This window comes from Streptomyces sp. NPDC001732, from assembly GCF_053596315.1.
Genome location: NZ_JBSFFY010000040.1, coordinates 30,112 through 46,018, shown reverse-complemented (window position 1 = coordinate 46,018; position 15,907 = coordinate 30,112). Strand labels below are relative to the sequence as shown.

Sequence of the window (15,907 nt, the reverse complement as noted above, 5' to 3'; positions counted from 1 at the left end):
CTCCTTCCCCGCGCTGCGCGCGGGGGGTGCCCCCGTACGGGGGCCAAACGGGCGCCGCTCGCTGATCCGGCCCGGCCCCGTGACAGGACGGCCCGCCCGTGACGGATCGAACGTTGCCTGTCACGGCACCTGATCGTCAAGACGCTCCTGGACGGGTGGCCTGTCGGGCGGCCCTTGACCGGGCGGCCGTCCGACAGGCCCTCAGACGAGCAGTTCCCGGGGTGCGGGATGGCCGAGGAACGCGGCCGGGCTGGCGGTCAGGCCGTACGCGCCCGCCTGGAACACCGCGATCAGGTCGCCCGGCTCGGCCCGGGGCAGCGACACCGCCTTGCCGAGGAGGTCGAGCGGGGTGCACAGGCAGCCGACGACATCGACGACCTCGTGCGCGTCCTCGTCCGATCCGGCCCCGGCCCCGGTGGCGAGCGCGATGGGGTAGTTGCGGCGCAGCGCCCGGCCCAGGTTGCCGGTGGCGGCGAGCTGGTGGTGCAGGCCGCCGTCGACGACCAGGTACACGGTTCCCCGGGACTCCTTGCGGTCGACCACCCGGGTCAGGTAGACCCCCGCCTCGCCGACCAGGTACCGGCCGAGCTCGATCACCGGGCGGGCCAGCGGCAGCCGGTCCCGGATCACGGCGTCCAGCAGTTCGGCCAGGTTCTCCCCGATGGGGCCGAGGTCCAGCGGCCGGTCCCTGGCGCTGTACGGGATGCCGAAACCGCCCCCGAGATTGAGGTACCGGACGGGGGCCGGGGCGTGACCGGCCAGCTCGGCCAGCAGGTCCACGGTGGCCCGCTGCGCCGCGCAGATGCTGTCGGCGTCGAGATTCTGCGACCCGGCGAACACGTGGAACCCCTCGAACCCGACCCCGCTGCGCCCCAGTTCGTCGAGGAGCTCCGGCGCCTGCTCGGCGTCCACGCCGAACTGTTGCGGGCCGCCTCCCATCTTCATCCCCGAACCCCGCACCGCGAAGGGCGGGTTGATGCGGAGCGCGGCCCGGGGACGTACCCCGAGTTCCTCTCCCGCCTGCGCCAGCCGGCGCAGTTCGGTGACGGATTCGAGCTCGACCAGGACGCCCGCGGCGACCGCCTGCCGCAGTTCCGCGGCCGTCTTGCCGGGCCCGGCGAAAGCGATCCGGGCCGGTGGCACCCCGGTGTCCAGGGCGGCCAGCATCTCCCCCGCCGACGCCACGTCGAGGCCGTCGACCAGGGTGCTCATGCAGTGCAGCAGGGCGGGCATCGGGTTGGCCTTCACCGCGTAGCTCAGCTCCACCTCGCCGGGCAGCGCGGCACGCACCTCGGCGACCCGGGCGGCGATCAGAGCCCGGTCGTAGGCGAAGAACGGTGTGCTGCCCGCCCGTTCGGCGAGCAGCCCGGCGGGGATGCCCCCGACGGTCAGCTCTCCGCCCGCCGCCCCGGGCGGAGCGACGGCGCTCGCCTCGTCCAGGATGCTCATGAGCCGGCCTCCGCGAGGCGCCGCAGCTCGACCCGGTCGAACTTGCCGTTCACCGAGCGGGGCAGCACGTCCAGCACCATGATGCGCCGCGGCAGCATGTACGCCGGGAGTTCCCGGGCCATGGCCTGGCGCAGCCGCCCGGTGTCGCACGGGCCGCGGACCACCAGGACCACGTGCTGGCCGAGTTGCTCGTCCGCCGCGCCGAACGCCACCGCCTCGGTGACCAGTGCGGTGGCGTAGGCCGCCTCCTCGATCTCGGTGGGGCTGATCCGGTAGCCGGACGACTTGATCATCTCGTCGGCGCGGGCCACGAAGTAGAGGAAGCCCTCCTCGTCCCGCTGCACGGTGTCCCCGGACCAGACGGCGGGTTCCTGCCGCACGCCGGGAACGCCGCCGGGCAGCGGCCGGAACCGCTGGGCGGTGGCCTCCGGGTTGTTCCAGTAGCCGAGGGCCACCAGTGCGCCCCGGTGGACCAGTTCGCCCGGCTCGCCCGGCGCGCAGGGCGAGCCGTCCGGCCGGACCACCAGCACCTCGGCGTTGGGAATGGCCTTGCCGATGGAGTCGGGCCGCCGGTCGACCTCGTCCGGGTCGAGATAGGTGGAACGGAACGCCTCGGTCAGCCCGTACATCAGGTAGGGACGGGCCTGGGGGAAGTGGCCGCGCAGCCGGGCGAGGGTGGCACCCGGCATGCGTCCGCCGGTGTTGGCGAAGTACCGCAGCCGCCGGGTGGCCTCCTGCGGCCATTCCAGCGCCGCGAGCTGCATCCACAGGGGAGGCACGCAGGTCAGCCCGGTGACGCCGTGGCGCTCGCAGAGCCGCATCACCTCGCGGGGCAGCAGGTAGTTGGTGAGCACGTGGTGGGCGCCGCGGGCCAGCGCGGTGGTGAGCTGGCTGAACCCGGCGTCGAAGCTCAACGGCAGGACGCCGAGCAGGACGTCGTCCTCGGTGTGCTCCAGGTAGGTGGCCACGCTCTCCGCCCCGGCCAGCAGGTTGCGGTGGGAGAGCACCACGCCCTTGGGCCCGCCGGTGCTGCCGGAGGTGTAGAAGACCGCGGCCACGTCCGCGTCGATCACGGCGTCCGCGCCGGGCACCGGCAGCGGCCCCTGCTCGCTCAGCCGGGGCCAGGGGGTGATCTTCCAGCGGTCGTCGACCGGCGGTACGGCGGCGGTCTCGCCGATCACCACCAGGTGCCGCACCGAGGTGTTCGGCGTCAGCGCGCCGCGCACGGTCTCCAGCCGTTCGGCGGTGGTGACCAGGGCGACGGGCGCGCAGTCCTCGGTCAGCCGGGCCAGGTGGCGGGACTTGAACAGGGGGTTGACCGGGACGAACACCCCGCCGGCCGCGGCGACGGCCAGCACGGCCACCACGGTCTCGATGCGCTTCTCGGCGTACACCGCCACCCGGTCGCCCCGCCGCACACCGAGCCGGTACAGGCCGTACGCCGCCTCGGCGACCTGCTCGGCGAGCTCGCGGTAGGTGACGGTGCGTTCCTTGAACGTCAGCGCCGGGCGGCCGGGGGCACCGCGGCCGACGAGCTGGTCGAGCCGGACGAGTGCCCCGGCCGTCCCGGGGTGCGCCTGCCCGTACGTCGTGCTCCCGGCCGTGGCGGCCTGGGGCCCGTCCCTGACGACCTCGGCCTCGGTAAGCCGCTCACTCATGGCCGACTGGCTCCGCCGGCACGAACTCGGCAACGGCCTGCCACAGGGAACCCACGGTGGCGAAGGTCTCCTCGGTGAGTGCCTCGTCGGGCAGCTCCACCCCGAAGGTGTCCTCCAGCACCGCGAGGAGCTGGACCACTCCCATGGAGTCCAGGCCCAGCGCCGCCAGGTCGTCTTCGGGGGCGAGTTCGCCCGCCTCCGCATAGGGCAGGTGCTGCAGCAGCGCCTCCTGGAAGGCGCGCGGGATCTGCAAATCGGCCATGGTGGTCGGTCCCCATTCTTTTCTTCCACCCGAGTACGTCTGTTCTGCGAGGGTGCGCGAACGCGGCTACTCGACCACCGGCCGCTCTCGTCCCGCCATCACGCCGCTGCCACTCGGCCCAGCCCCGCCGTGACCAGCGCCGCGGACGGGACGGCGGGGCGTGCGGTCCGACAGCGGATGAACAGCGAAGCAGCAGTGGATCGGAACCCGGGCGGGGGCCGGGCGGAGCCGACGACAGGGGGACGGCGTCAAGGTGATGGTGCATATGCCCATGATGCGCAGCAGGCGTGGTGTCCGGTTTCGGCCAGTCGACCGGACTGCACGATTCGCATTCTCGACCGTGGGAGGTCTCTGCATGATCACGGGGGTCACGACCAAAAGCCTCACCGCAGAGGGTCTGTTCGGCGCTGCGGCGGCGCCCGGACCGGCTTCGCCGACCGACCTGACGGACCGCGACAGCGTGGTCGCGGTCTACCAATACACAACACGCCACGGCTCGCTGATGCCCGTCGCACTGGACCGGGTGGCCACCGAGCTGAACCTGTCGGTCGGCGAGGTGTTCGCCGCGGCCGCTCGCCTCGTCGAACTGCGCATGCTGCGCACCGAGGAGGGCGAGGACGGCATCCTGGTGCCGCTCGACCCGCAGACGGCGGCGACGCTGCTGGTTTCGCCGATGGAGCGGGCGATCCTCCAGCAACGGGACCGGGCCGACCAGTTGCGGGCCCGTATCGATGCCATCGCGGGCGGGTCGGGAACGGTCTCCGGCCCCCTCGGGGTGATCGACCGTGCGGAGGGCGAACCGGAGGTCCGGGGTCTGCTCCGGCTCGCCGCGGCCGACTGCCAGAGCGAGGCGGTGGCGCTCTGGCCCGGTGTCGACGGCATCTTCGAGTCCTGCTGCGCCGCCCTGGACTCCGGGGTCGCGCTGCGGGTCCTCGTCCCGCACCGCGAACGCGCCGGTTTCGCCTCCCGCGCCCGGGTCACCGAACTGGTGGGCCGGGGGGTGGAGCTGCGCACCATCCGCGCGGTGCCGCAGGCGGCGGTGGTCTTCGACCGCGGGATCGGCGTGGTGGTCGTGCCGGGCGACGGCTTGCTGCCACCGACCGCGCGGCCCGTGCGGGACGAGACCATGGTGCGCTGTCTGGTCGAGATGTTCGATCTGCTCTGGGAGTCGGCCAGCCCGTTCGAACCGGACGGGGCGGGCTATGCGGAGGACGTGGTGGACGACTTCCAGCGCGCCATCGCCCTGCTGATGTCCCAGGGGCTCACCGACGAGGTGGTGGCGCGCAGGCTCGGCATGTCCGTGCGCACCTGCCGCCGTCACATCGCCGCCCTGATGGACAGCCTCGGCTCCGTCAGCCGCTTCCAGGCGGGCGTCCGCCTGGCCCAGCGCCTGGCCGTCGACGCGACGGCCTGAGAGCCCGTCGGGTGGTCTCCGACCGAACGGCCGCCCGACGGACTCCGAGAACCTGGCGGTCTCCTGCCACCCAAGGGTTGTCCCGCAATACCTGGCGGGACACTCCTTGGCACGGGGCGGGAGACCGTCGGCCGTGGTGCTGTCGTCCGGCCCCGCCTCGTGCCCCGCGCCGGTCCCGGGCAGTGGGCGGGGCAGGTCCGGGAGCCGGCCGTCACCCGACCGGGCCGGACCGGTCCGGTGCGCGCTGCTCGGCGAGCAGTTGCCGATCCCCACGGGTCACCCGGCCGGGAACGCGCCGGCACCGGCGCCGGCACCGGTGGGGAGCGCCGCCCAGGTGCGCCCGGCCGTCTCCGTGTCCCGCGTGCGGTCCACGGGAACCAGCCGATGGGCGAGTTCCGCCAGCGGGCGGATGCCGAACAGGGACTCCAGCCCCAGTCCGGTCCAGCCGCGGCGGCGCAGTTCGGCCACGACCAGCGGTCCGCGCAGGAGGCGTCCGCCCGCGACCGTGTACGGCAGATCGAGATCGACCTCCGCCATGTCGTTCACCTCGCCGACCACGGCGGCCAGCACGGCCTGCGCCTCGGTCCCGCCCCGGGTGCCCGGCTCCCGGGCCGGGGCCGGGCCCGCCGTCTCCTCCACGGTGACGCGGAAGTCCTCGGGGCAGCACGCCCCCGGCTCGGTGTCCACGACGTTCAGGACGTGCCGCCGCAGTTCCCGCTGCGTCACCGGTCGCACCGTCGTCACCTCGGCGATCAGCCGCCCCCGGGCGGCCTCCGCCTCGTCCACCCGGGCCCGCAGCACCGCCGGGTGCCCGGCCAGCACCCGCTCGACCGCTTCCAGGTCGACCCGGTCCGCACCCGCCCGGCCGGTCCGCCGCGCCACCGGCGGGGCGTATCCGAACAGCGCCGCGGCCTCGCTCAGCCGCAGGTCGACGGCCGGGTCGCCGTGCGCCTCCAGCAGCCGGACGTAACCGTGCAGGAATGCCTCGACGCCGGCTTCGTCCATCACTTCGGCCAGCGCGCTCAGGCTGAGGCGCACCCCGTCGCCCAGTTCGAGCACGGTGAAGTAGGAGTCGGTTCCCGAACGCGCCCAGGCCGTGGGCTCCGGCCCGCGCAGGAACCGGTCGCGGCGGCCACCGCCGTGCTGCTCGGGCCTGCTGAGGAAGTTGACCTCGGAGGTCACCCGGAGCGGCTGCCCCCGGCGGTGGCCCTCCCGGGCCACCAGCTCGGCCAGTTCGTCCCAGGGCATGTGCGCCTGTTCCTGAGCACTGGTCAGCGCCTCGGCGACCCGCTTCGCCACCTCGCTGAACGCGGGGTCGCCGGACACGTCGACGCCGACCAGGGTGGGACTGAACATGCAGGTCATCACGTCCATCAGGGAGCCCTGCCGGTGGCTGGCCAGCCACCGGTGGGCCACGCCGGGCTCCCCCGTGTAGACGGCGCAGGCGACCGTGTAGGCGGCCAGGTGCACGGCGGCCGGCCACAACCGCAACCGGGCGGCGAGCTGCCGCACGGTGCCCAGCAGCGCGGGAGCGGTGAGGGTGGCGGCGTGCGCGGACGGGGCCGCCGCGCCGGGCGGGACTCGCCGGCGGGTGCCGAACGCGTCGGCGGGCAGCCGCCGTACCGTCTCCCGCCAGTACGCCGTCGTCCGCTCCCGCTCGGCGGGGGTGACGGCCGCCTCGGTGGCGGCGAGGCCGACGGGCTGGTGGGCGACCGGCGGAAGCTGGGCGCGCTGCCCCCGGGAGAGCATCCCCACCAGCTCGACGAACTCCCGCCGGAACAGGCCCAGTGACCAGTCGTCGCAGCTCATGTGGTGGAGCACCAGCACCACCCGGGCGGGCTTGCCACCGGTGGTCACGACGCAGACCCGGATGGGCCAGTCCCGCGCCAGGTCGAACTCGGTCTCGGTCAGCTCGGCGATCACTTCGGCCGGACCGGGGGTGCCGTCGGCCTCCGACGTGACGGTCCGCAGCCGCAACGGCCTGGGCGGGTGGACCACTTGACGCGGCCACGGCCGGGCCTCGCCGTCGATCACGGTGCGCAGCCCCTCGTGACGGCGTACCAGGAAGTCCACCGCCGTGCGCACCACGGACAGCGGGACCCCCGCGGGAACCGGGCTGTTGACCACGATATGCGCGTCGTGCCGGGTGCCGGGCGGCACCTGCTGGTACCTGAGCCAGTGGTAGCGCTGTCCCCAGCACAGCTCCGCGCCCCGCGCCCCGGTCCTGCTCTCGCCATTCATCCGCGGTCGCCTCCTCCGGCGTTCGTCCCGTCTTCCGGTCGCCGGCCTTCCGGTCGCCGCCGCCTTTCGAACCTTTCCAGAATCCCCTGCCCCGAGGGAAAACCGCAGCATTTCACGATGGCCAATGATGGACGGCAACTTGCTGTCACCGAAATCCAACCGGAGCGGGACTCGAAAGTGTTGACGACGTCAATCGGCATGCCGGATTCTCACTCCCGTCGGACGAATTGTTCGCCCGACAGACGTCCACATTCCTGGACGTCTCCTTCAGGGGAAGGTGTGATCAATATGTCGAAGGCTGCTTCGAAGGCTGCGGTCAAGGCCGCGTCGAAGGCCGCTTCCAAGGCCGCGTCGAAGGCCGCGGTCAAGGCCGCTTCGAAGGCCGCTTCCAAGGCTGCGGTCAAGGCCGCCGTCAAGGCCGCGGTCAAGGCTGCCTGATCGTCGAATCATCGCCCGGCACGCTTCTGACGCCGGGTGTCGGCACGCGGGTGCCGACCGTCACAAACGGTCGGTGCCCGCGGGCCGCACCTTTCCCTCCCCTTCCCTTCCCCCTTCCCTTCCACGGCTTTTCGGGCCGTTCTTCAGGAAAGGACCACTCCGGTGGATCGCGCCGAGATCATCGCGCACCTTCGCCAGTCCCTCACCGTCATTCTCGGCCGTCCCCTGCCCGAATTCGACGAAGAGACCAGGATCCTCGACGACCTGGAAATGGACTCCATGCGCTTCGTCGAGCTGCTCATGAGTCTTGAGGACACTCTCGGCCTGGAGGCGGATCCGGAAACCCTCGACCCGGAGGTTTTTCAGTCCGCCGGAGCCTTCGCCGACTACATCAAGGACCGTCTGGAATTCTCCCGCTCCGCGGGATGACCCGGTACTCCGTAAGGACTGTCCCGTATGAGCGAGACGATCACGGCATGCGAGGCCGCGGCCTACGAGGGCGGCCCGGTCCGGGGGCTGGCGCTCGCCCTGGCCGGCGCCGACACCGGACCGCCCCCGGGCGGCATCGGCGCACTGCCCTCCAGCGATGTGCCCCCGGACGCCGAGGTGGTGCCCAACCGTCTGGCGTCCCTGGAGGGCATCAGTTTCGTCCGCTGGCCCCTTCCCGGGCCGGCCCCGAAGCCCCCGGACACCGCCCGGCTCCGGTCGCCGGCCGCGCTTCTCGCGGCTGCGCGCGTGGGAGTGGTCCGCAGGCTGCTCGACGACGCGGTCGCCCACCTCTCCGCGCGCTCGGCGGGGGGCGAACTCCTCAGCCAGAAGCAGCTCGTGCGCGGCGTCGTCGCCGATGTGCACACCGAGTCGGAGGCCGTGCTGCGGCTGCTGCGCGTGGCCGGGCACGTCCCCGCCGCCGTGATCGACGCCCACGACCGGCTCACCGCCCTCGACTGGGAGGCCGCCAAGCTCCACGGCGCGGCCGGTTTCCTCGCCGACGGCCCGGCCCGTGCCGGATACGTGGCCTGGCTGGTCGCGGAGAGCTGGCTCGACCGGAACCACACCGCTGCGAAGGAGCCGACGTCGTGCTGACCCCGGCCGACACCCCCTTGCGGGAACTGCGCGAGGTCTGCCGCGAGGCCGGCCGCGAACTGCGCCGGTACGCCCTGGCGGTGGACTCCGACCCCGGCGGCACCACCGCGTACCTGGACTCCGCGGTCCTGGCCCTGATGCGGGCGGCGACCACGCCGAAGGAGTTCCGCACCCCGGACATGCCGGACGACCGGGGATTCGCCGACGGCTGTCTGTCACGGATCGTCGCCGGAGTGGAGATCGCCCGTGGTGACGCGGGCGTCGTCGCGGCCAACACCGGGGCCTCGCTGGCCGGAGCGGCCGTCGACACCCTCGGGAACGACGAACAGCGCGCGCTGTTCTACTCGGCCATCACCGACGGCCGTTCGTGGACCTGCTTCGGCATGACCGAGCCCGACCACGGCAGCGACGCCACCGCCATGGAGACCCGGCTCGACGCCCTGCCCGAACCTGCCGACGGCTACCTGCTGACCGGCGGGAAACGCTACGTCGGCAACGCCTCCCGGGCTTCGATCGGCGTGGTCTTCGGCCGCACCGGGCGCAGCCCGTTGTCCATCAGGGGTGCGCTGATCCCGCTGCCCACGCCCGGGTTCACCGCTCGGCCGCTCGACATGATCGGCCTGCGCGGGGCGCGGATCTGCCGCCTCGACCTCGAAGGCGTGCGGGTACCGCGCGAGATGGTGCTCGGCTCGCACCTGCCCGCCTCCCGGCGCGGCCTGTGGGGCATCGGCCGCACCTTCAACGCGATGCGTCTGCAGGTCGCCGCCCTCGCCCTGGGCACCGCCCTGGGCACCCGCGACTACGTGGTCGAGCAGCGGCCCCACTGGGACGGCCACGAGACGGTCTCCGCCCGCCTCGAAGCCGCTCGCCTGATGCTCTACGACGCCGCTGCCGCCGTCGACCACGACCCCGACACGCGCCGTCCCCCCTCCGCCGCCAAGCTGCACGTCACGGACCTGGCCGTGCACACCGCCCACTGGGCCGCCCGCGCCCTGGGGCCCGGTTCGCTCCAGGAGCACCCGCTGCTGGAGAAGTGGTGCCGGGATGTGCGCGCCTTCGAGTTCATGGACGGCACCAGCAACATCCAGCGCCTCCACATCACCAGCGACATCGCCTCCCGGAGGGCCAGACCATGACCGCCACCGCCGAACAGGCCGTACGGCCACAACCTCAGGCGCCGCCGGTCTGGGCCGCGCGGCGCGTGACCGGGGCCGACCACGCCACGGTCCTCGGCTTCTTCGCCGAGCCCGACTTCCGCTTCCGTACCCTGCGGTCCGAGGTCCTGCCCGAGTGGGAGGTCCTCTCCCTCCTGGACGACGCCAGGCTGCTGCTCGCCGACGGCGCGCCCGTCGGGCTCTACGCCGCCGAGAACTCCGGTGGCGAGCACGCCTGTCACCTCCACCTCCAGCTCCGCCTTTGCGCCCGGCTGCCGCTCGACGTCTGGGCGTCCGCGTACCACGAGGTGATCCGCGGACTGCTCCGGCACCGCGAGCTGATCCGGCTCACGGTGCTGGTGAGCGACGACGACGAACGCGGTCTGGCCGCCGCCCGGCTGGCGGGTCTCACCGAGGAGGGCGTCCTGCCCGGCATGACGGTCCGGGCCGGCCGCCGCCACGGCCAGGTCTTCTTCTCGCGTGTCTGGGAGCCCGTGTCATGACCACTGTGACCACCACGACCGCCGCGACCACCGCCCTGCGACTGCGCGGATACCGCTCGGCCGATCTGCCCCTGCTCTCCGGCGGCTGGCTGCCCGGCGAGCTCCTCGGCCTGCCCGACCCGGACCGGCCCCCGCTGGCCGACCCGGTGTCCGTCCCCGCCCCGGCGGCCGGCCGCCCCGACGAGGACCTGTGCGTCGTGGACGGCGTGGGCTTCGTCCGGTTCACCGAACTGAACTGGGTGCACCGCCGGGCCCGGCTCGAAACCGGTCTGCTCCACGGGGCGTCACATCTCGCCGGCCCGCTGCTCGAAGCGGCCCTCGACCACGCCTTCTCCTGGCTCGACCTGCGCCGTGTGCACGGCTGGTGCACCCCGGCCGGGCCCTTCGACGCACAACCGCTGCGCGCGGCGGGTCTGGCCCCGGAGGCCGAGATCCCGCAGGCGCTCTGGCTCGACGGCCGACCGGTGAGCCGCCAGATCTGGGGAGTGTCCCGCCGTGACTGACACCACGACCACCACGACCGGCACGGAGACCGCCGAGCCCCTCGTGACCGGCACTCCGGCCTCCGGGGCGGCCGTCCCCGTCGTGCTGGAGCAGCTGTCCCCCGAGGCCGCCGCGCGACTGCTGGTCGCGGCGGACCGGGACACCGTGCGCGGTTTCCTCGACCTCGACCCGGTCACCCAGAACGCCGCGCTGCTGGCCCGCGAGATCACCCGCCGGAACCTGACGGTGCTGCGGCACGGAGAGACGCTGCTCGGCTGTGCCGTCAACCCGTTGCAGCCGCGTCAGGCGTCCGTGGCCACCACCTCGCCCGATCCGGCGGCGCTGCGGGCCCTGCTGTCCTTCCTGCACACCTACCGCCGCTGCACCTCCTTCACCGCCGAGACCCGCGCCGGTTCGCCGGTGCTCCCCGCGCTGGAGACCTGCGGCTTCACCCGCGCGGGCGTCCTGCCCGGCCATCTCTTCCTCACCGGCCGCCACCACGACGTCCTCGTCCACCACCTCACCCACGCCGCGCTGGAGGGCTGACCCCATGGCGCTCGTCACCGTCCGCCACTTCACCGAGGCGGACATCCCGCTGCGCACCGCACTGCTGCGCGAGTCCCGGTTCCAGGCCAATCTCACCGACTTCGCGGTGAGCAGCTCCGACGACGCCCTGACCGAGCGGCAGCGCCGCGCCATCACCGAGGAACAGGCCGATTGGCAGTTCTTCACGATGTGCGGCCGCGGCGGCGACCCGATCGGCTTCGCCTGGATCACCTCCATCGACTGGCGGAGCCAGACCTGCGAGCTGTCCTTCGGCGTGCTGCCCAGTCACCGGGGCCCGTTCGGCGCGGCGGCGGTGGCCGCCGCCCACACCCATGTGCGCGAGGAGCTGAACATGCGGGTGGTGATCAGTCAGGTCCTCGAACACAACACCATGCTGGTGGCGGCCCGGGAACTGGCGGAGCAGCGGCAGGTCCGCTGCCCGTACGACTCCTACACGGTCGGCGAGTGGCGGACCGCCTGTTACTGGACCGAGGACGAGGAGGACGTGCGGCAGCGCGCCGAGGAAGCCGCACGCCGCCGGCGGGAGATCGCCGACCGCATCCGGAGCCGGACCGCATGACCGTGCCCGGCCCGATGACGGACGGCCCGACGACGGACAGCCCCATGACGGACGGTCCGGCCGCGCCCGACGGGTCCGTCTCCGGCTATCTGCGCCAGCCCGCCCTCGCGGGCGACCTGGTCGTCTTCGTCTGCGAGGACGATCTGTGGTCCGTGCCGGCCGACGGCGGCCCGGCCCGTCGGCTCACCGCGGGCGGAGCCGGCCCGTGCTCGGGGCCGCGGCTGTCGCCCGACGGCCGTCTGATCGCCTTCACCGCGGCGCCCGAGGGCACGCCGGAGGTGTGCGTGATCTCCGTCGACGGCGGCCCGCTCCGCCGTCTCACCGGACAGGCCGGCGACTGCCTCGTCCTCGGCTGGCATCCGCGTACCGGCGAGGTGCTCTACGCGACGACCGCGGGGCTGCCCACCGGCTTCGGCCGCCGGCTGTTCGCGGTCGGCCCCGACGGCGGCCCGCCGCGCCTGCTGGAGGCCGGTCCGGTCGCCGCCGTCGCCCACGGCCAGGGCGGCGGCGTGGTGATCGGCCGTTCCCTCGCCGACCCGGCCCGCCGCAAGCGGTACCGGGGCGGCGCGGCGGGCGAGCTGTGGGTGGACCGCGACGGCTCCGGCTCCTTCCGCCGGCTCGAACTCCCGCCGGGCAACCCGGCGTTCCCGTGCTGGGTCGGCGACCGGATCTACTTCGTCTCCGACCACGACGGCACCGGCAACGTCCACTCCTGCCGCCCGGACGGCTCCGGCCTGACCCGGCACACCCACCACACCGACTACTACGTCCGCGGGCTGGCGGGCGACGGGGAACGGCTGGTCTACCACCACGGCGCACAGTTGCGCCTGCTCGACCCGGCCGACGGCCGCGACCGCCCGGTCCCGGTCACCGTCCCCCCCTCCGGCGCGCAGCACCACCGCCGGATCGTCTCCGCCGCCGAGGACCTCGACCACGCCCGACTCTCCCCCGACGCCTCCCGTCTCGTCGTCGCCTCCCGGGGCAAGGTGTTCACCCTCGCCCCGTTCGACGGCCCGGTCCGCCGCCACGGCGCCCCGGACGGGGTGCGCCACCGGCTGCCGCAGTGGCTCGCCGACGGAACCCGTCTGGTCGCCGCGGCCGGGGACGACGCCCCCGGCGAGCGGCTCGTCCTGCTGTCCGCCGAGGGCGGGGCGGAGCTCGGCTCCCTGCCGCTGGGCGACATCGGCTACATCACCGAACTGGCCGCCGCCCCCAGGGGCGGCCGGGTCGCGTTCGCCACCAACCGGCAGCAGCTGTGGAGCGTGGACACCGACGCGTCCCACCCGGCTCCCCGCCTGCTGGACAGCAGCCGGTACGACCGGATCGAGGACCTGGCCTGGTCACCCGACGGCCGCTGGCTCGCCTACACCTTCCCGGGCACCCGGCGCACCACCGCCGTCAAGGTCGCCGAGCCCGCCACCGGCCGCACCGCGCCCCTCACCACTCCCGTGCTGCGCGACTCCACCCCCGCCTTCGACCCGCTGGGCCGCTACCTCTACTTCCTCGGCCAGCGCGATCTGCTGCCCGATTACGACCAGGTCCAGTTCGATGTCGGCTTCCCCCTGGGCACCCGTCCCTACGCCCTGCTCCTGACCGCCGACACGCCCCCTCCCTTCACCGGCGCGCCCCTCCCGGAACCCGACGACGGGCAACCGGTGGAGGTGCGCATCGACTTCGAGGGCGTGACCGGGCGCGTCGTGCCGCTGCCCCTCCCGCACGGCCGGTACGCGCAGGTGCGCGGTCTGCCCGAATCCGTGCTGGTCCTCGGTGTGCCACTGGCCGGCCCGGCCGCCGAGGGGGGCGCGGACCGCCCCCGCAGCCGCGAGGGCACGGTGACCCTGGTCGAGCTCGGCACCGGGGAGATCACGGAGGACTACCTCTCCCCGGTCGACGAGCTCGACACCGACCCCGCGGGCGGGTTCCTCCTGTACCGGCACGACCACCGCATCCGCCTGGTGCCCGCCGGAGTGCCCAGGACCGACGTCGAGGACTACGACAACGTCATTTCCCCGCCCGGCCGCGAGACCGGCTGGATCGACCTGGCCAGGGTGACCGTCCCCTTCCGCCCCGCCGCCGAGTGGCGGCAGATGTACCGGGAGACCTGGCGGCTGCAGAAGGAGGGCTTCTGGGACTCCGGCATGTCCGGCGTGGACTGGGACGCCGTCCACGACCGCTACCTCCCGCTGCTCGCACGGGTCGCCACCCGATCGGAACTCTCCGATCTCCTTTGGGAGTTGCAGGGCGAGCTGGCCGCCTCGCACGCCTACGAGCGCGGCGGCGACCACGGGCGCCCGCTCGGCCCCGACCGGGGTCCCGGCCACCTCGGCGTCGACTGGGAACCCGCCGGGCCCTCCGGGCGGTGGCGGATCGCGCGCGTCGTCCGCGGCGAGCCCTGGAACCCGGAGGCCACCTCCCCCTGCGGCCTGCCCGGTGTGGACATCCGCGCCGGTGACGAGATCGTCGCCGTCGACGGCCACCCCGTCGGTCCCCTCGGTCCGGGCGAACTGCTCGCCGGGCTGGCCGGCAGCGAGGTGGAGCTGTCGGTGCTGCGCCCCGGCGCGGCCCCCCGGCGGGTCGTCGTGCGCGCGGCCCGCGACGAGGGGCGCGCCCGTTACGTGGAGTGGGTGGAGGCCAATCGCCGCTGGGTCGACGACGCCTCCGGCGGACGCCTGGCCTACCTCCACGTCCCCGACATGTTCCACACGGGGTACGCCGACTTCGTCCGCCAGTTCCTCACCGCCCTCGACCACGAGGGGCTGATCGTCGACGTCCGCCACAACGGCGGGGGCAGCGCGTCCCCGATGATCCTGGACCGGCTCGCCCGCCGCCGCGGCGGCGTCGAGCACAGCCGCTGGAGCGGTGAGGTGCCGTACCCGCTGGAGGCACCGCACGGCCCGATGGCGGCGCTGATCAACGAGCAGACCGGTTCCGACGGCGAGATCTTCGGCCACATGTTCCGCGCGCGCGGCCTGGGTGCGCTGATCGGCACCCGGACCTGGGGCGGCACCATCGCCACGTGGCCCCGCCACCGTCTCGTCGACGGCACCCTCACCACCCAGCCGGAGTTCTGCTACCACCTCACCGGTGTCGGAAAGAGCCTGGAGAACCGGGGCGTGGAACCCGACATCACCGTCGAGCTGCCGCCCACCGGACCGGACCTTCTCCACCCCGACCCGCAACTCTCCACGGCTGTCGGCCACTTGCTCGGTTCCCTCCGGCCCCTGACCACCCCGGCCCCGGCTCCCGCCCCGCGCTCGGACGACGAGCCGTCCCCCGTCGTCGGCGCCCACCGCCAGGACATCCCATGACCTCCGGTCCCGCCCTCGCCACGACCGCCGCGCTCACCCCGCCCGCCCCGGGTATCGGCGACATCTGGTTCCTGCCCATCCGTCACCGTCCCGACTGGACGGCGCTCCTCTCCCCCCGGGAGCGCGACCGGCTCACCGCGCTCGGCGCCACACCCGCCGGGGCCTCGGTCGTGACGTCCCGCGCCGCGCAGCGCCTCGTCGCCGCCCGCTACCTCGGCGTCTCCCCGGCGACCGTCGACGTGGTCCGCTCCTGCGGACGCTGCGGCGATCCCACCCACGGCCGCCCGCACGTTCCCGGCGCCCCCTTCGACTACTCGGTCTCCCACTCGGAGGAGTGGCTGCTGATCGCCGTCGTCGGCTCCGGGCGCGTCGGTGCGGACCTGGACACCGTCGCCCCGTACCGCGACGTCGACGGTCTCGCCCGCATCGCCCTCACCTCCGCCGAGCGCCGCGCCCACGCCGGGCTTCCCGCCGAGGGCCGCCGGGCGGCCTTCCTCACCGCGTGGGTCCGCAAGGAGGCCGCCATGAAACTCGACGGGCACGGACTGGCCGCCCCGCCCGCTCTCATCGACGTCACCGGCCCCCGGGCCCTCGCGCCCACCGTCCCCGACTGGCCCAGCCCCGCGCCCTGCCTGACCGACCTCCCGGCCCCGCCCGGCCACGGCGCGGCACTCGCCACCTCCGAACCGCTGACCACGATCCGGCACCGGTCGGCAGAGCTGGAACTCTGACCCGGCGAGATCGCCGGGGAGCGGCAGGAGGGCACGAGGACCGGGTTGTTCGCAGCC

15 protein-coding genes are annotated in these 15,907 nt (G+C 73.8%); 11 read left to right on the top strand and 4 right to left on the bottom strand.

Annotation, left to right across the window (positions count from 1 at the left end; genetic code table 11):
• Positions 1 to 201: 201 nt before the first annotated feature.
• Genes ACWCXX_RS29015 through ACWCXX_RS29005 form a run of 3 tightly spaced genes read right to left on the bottom strand, consistent with a single transcriptional unit; the run spans position 202 to position 3,369 of the window.
• Positions 202 to 1,449 carry a pyridoxal-dependent decarboxylase, exosortase A system-associated gene (locus ACWCXX_RS29015; protein ID WP_451132298.1) on the bottom strand — a complete coding sequence of 416 codons (1,248 nt, stop codon included), beginning with the start codon at positions 1,447 to 1,449 and terminating at the stop codon, positions 202 to 204.
• The gene (locus tag ACWCXX_RS29010) at positions 1,446 to 3,107 is read right to left on the bottom strand and encodes an acyl-CoA ligase (AMP-forming), exosortase A system-associated (RefSeq protein ID WP_451132296.1); all 1,662 of its coding nucleotides are present in this window, start codon (positions 3,105 to 3,107) and stop codon (positions 1,446 to 1,448) included. The genes ACWCXX_RS29015 and ACWCXX_RS29010 overlap by 4 nt, the downstream gene beginning before the upstream one ends.
• Positions 3,100 to 3,369 carry a phosphopantetheine-binding protein gene (locus tag ACWCXX_RS29005; protein ID WP_451132294.1) on the bottom strand — a complete coding sequence of 90 codons (270 nt, stop codon included), beginning with the start codon at positions 3,367 to 3,369 and terminating at the stop codon, positions 3,100 to 3,102. Before ACWCXX_RS29005 ends, ACWCXX_RS29010 begins: the two co-directional genes overlap by 8 nt.
• A gap of 355 nt (positions 3,370 to 3,724) precedes the next feature.
• On the opposite strand from ACWCXX_RS29005, the gene ACWCXX_RS29000 reads away from it, so the two are divergent.
• The gene (locus ACWCXX_RS29000; protein ID WP_451132292.1) at positions 3,725 to 4,783 is read left to right on the top strand and encodes a hypothetical protein; all 1,059 of its coding nucleotides are present in this window, start codon (positions 3,725 to 3,727) and stop codon (positions 4,781 to 4,783) included.
• 276 nt (positions 4,784 to 5,059) lie between these two features.
• Here ACWCXX_RS29000 and ACWCXX_RS28995 read toward each other — a convergent pair whose 3' ends face one another.
• The gene (locus ACWCXX_RS28995; RefSeq protein ID WP_451132290.1) at positions 5,060 to 7,024 is read right to left on the bottom strand and encodes a condensation domain-containing protein; all 1,965 of its coding nucleotides are present in this window, start codon (positions 7,022 to 7,024) and stop codon (positions 5,060 to 5,062) included.
• A gap of 288 nt (positions 7,025 to 7,312) precedes the next feature.
• On the opposite strand from ACWCXX_RS28995, the gene ACWCXX_RS28990 reads away from it, so the two are divergent.
• The 10 genes from ACWCXX_RS28990 (at position 7,313) to ACWCXX_RS28945 (ending at position 15,850) form a co-directional block, all read left to right on the top strand.
• Complete coding sequence (locus ACWCXX_RS28990; protein ID WP_451132288.1) at positions 7,313 to 7,462, top strand: hypothetical protein; 150 nt, start codon at positions 7,313 to 7,315, stop codon at positions 7,460 to 7,462.
• 162 nt (positions 7,463 to 7,624) lie between these two features.
• Positions 7,625 to 7,891, top strand: a complete 267-nt coding sequence (locus ACWCXX_RS28985) for an acyl carrier protein (protein WP_451132286.1) — start codon at positions 7,625 to 7,627, stop codon at positions 7,889 to 7,891.
• Between the two features lie 27 nt (positions 7,892 to 7,918).
• The gene (locus tag ACWCXX_RS28980; protein ID WP_451132284.1) at positions 7,919 to 8,545 is read left to right on the top strand and encodes an acyl-CoA dehydrogenase family protein; all 627 of its coding nucleotides are present in this window, start codon (positions 7,919 to 7,921) and stop codon (positions 8,543 to 8,545) included.
• On the top strand, positions 8,539 to 9,681 hold the full coding sequence (locus tag ACWCXX_RS28975; RefSeq protein WP_451132282.1) for an acyl-CoA dehydrogenase family protein: 1,143 nt from the start codon (positions 8,539 to 8,541) through the stop codon (positions 9,679 to 9,681). The genes ACWCXX_RS28980 and ACWCXX_RS28975 overlap by 7 nt, the downstream gene beginning before the upstream one ends.
• Entirely contained in the window at positions 9,678 to 10,202 is a 525-nt protein-coding gene (locus ACWCXX_RS28970) for a hypothetical protein (RefSeq protein WP_451132280.1), read from the top strand. The genes ACWCXX_RS28975 and ACWCXX_RS28970 overlap by 4 nt, the downstream gene beginning before the upstream one ends.
• Positions 10,199 to 10,705 carry a GNAT family N-acetyltransferase gene (locus tag ACWCXX_RS28965; RefSeq protein WP_451132279.1) on the top strand — a complete coding sequence of 169 codons (507 nt, stop codon included), beginning with the start codon at positions 10,199 to 10,201 and terminating at the stop codon, positions 10,703 to 10,705. The genes ACWCXX_RS28970 and ACWCXX_RS28965 overlap by 4 nt, the downstream gene beginning before the upstream one ends.
• Entirely contained in the window at positions 10,698 to 11,231 is a 534-nt protein-coding gene (locus ACWCXX_RS28960) for a hypothetical protein (protein WP_451132277.1), read from the top strand. The genes ACWCXX_RS28965 and ACWCXX_RS28960 overlap by 8 nt, the downstream gene beginning before the upstream one ends.
• Positions 11,232 to 11,235: 4 nt before the next feature.
• Entirely contained in the window at positions 11,236 to 11,811 is a 576-nt protein-coding gene (locus ACWCXX_RS28955; protein WP_451132275.1) for a GNAT family N-acetyltransferase, read from the top strand.
• The gene (locus tag ACWCXX_RS28950; protein ID WP_451132273.1) at positions 11,808 to 15,119 is read left to right on the top strand and encodes a S41 family peptidase; all 3,312 of its coding nucleotides are present in this window, start codon (positions 11,808 to 11,810) and stop codon (positions 15,117 to 15,119) included. Before ACWCXX_RS28955 ends, ACWCXX_RS28950 begins: the two co-directional genes overlap by 4 nt.
• Positions 15,116 to 15,850, top strand: a complete 735-nt coding sequence (locus ACWCXX_RS28945; protein ID WP_451132271.1) for a 4'-phosphopantetheinyl transferase family protein — start codon at positions 15,116 to 15,118, stop codon at positions 15,848 to 15,850. Before ACWCXX_RS28950 ends, ACWCXX_RS28945 begins: the two co-directional genes overlap by 4 nt.
• The last annotated feature ends 57 nt before the right edge of the window (positions 15,851 to 15,907 follow it).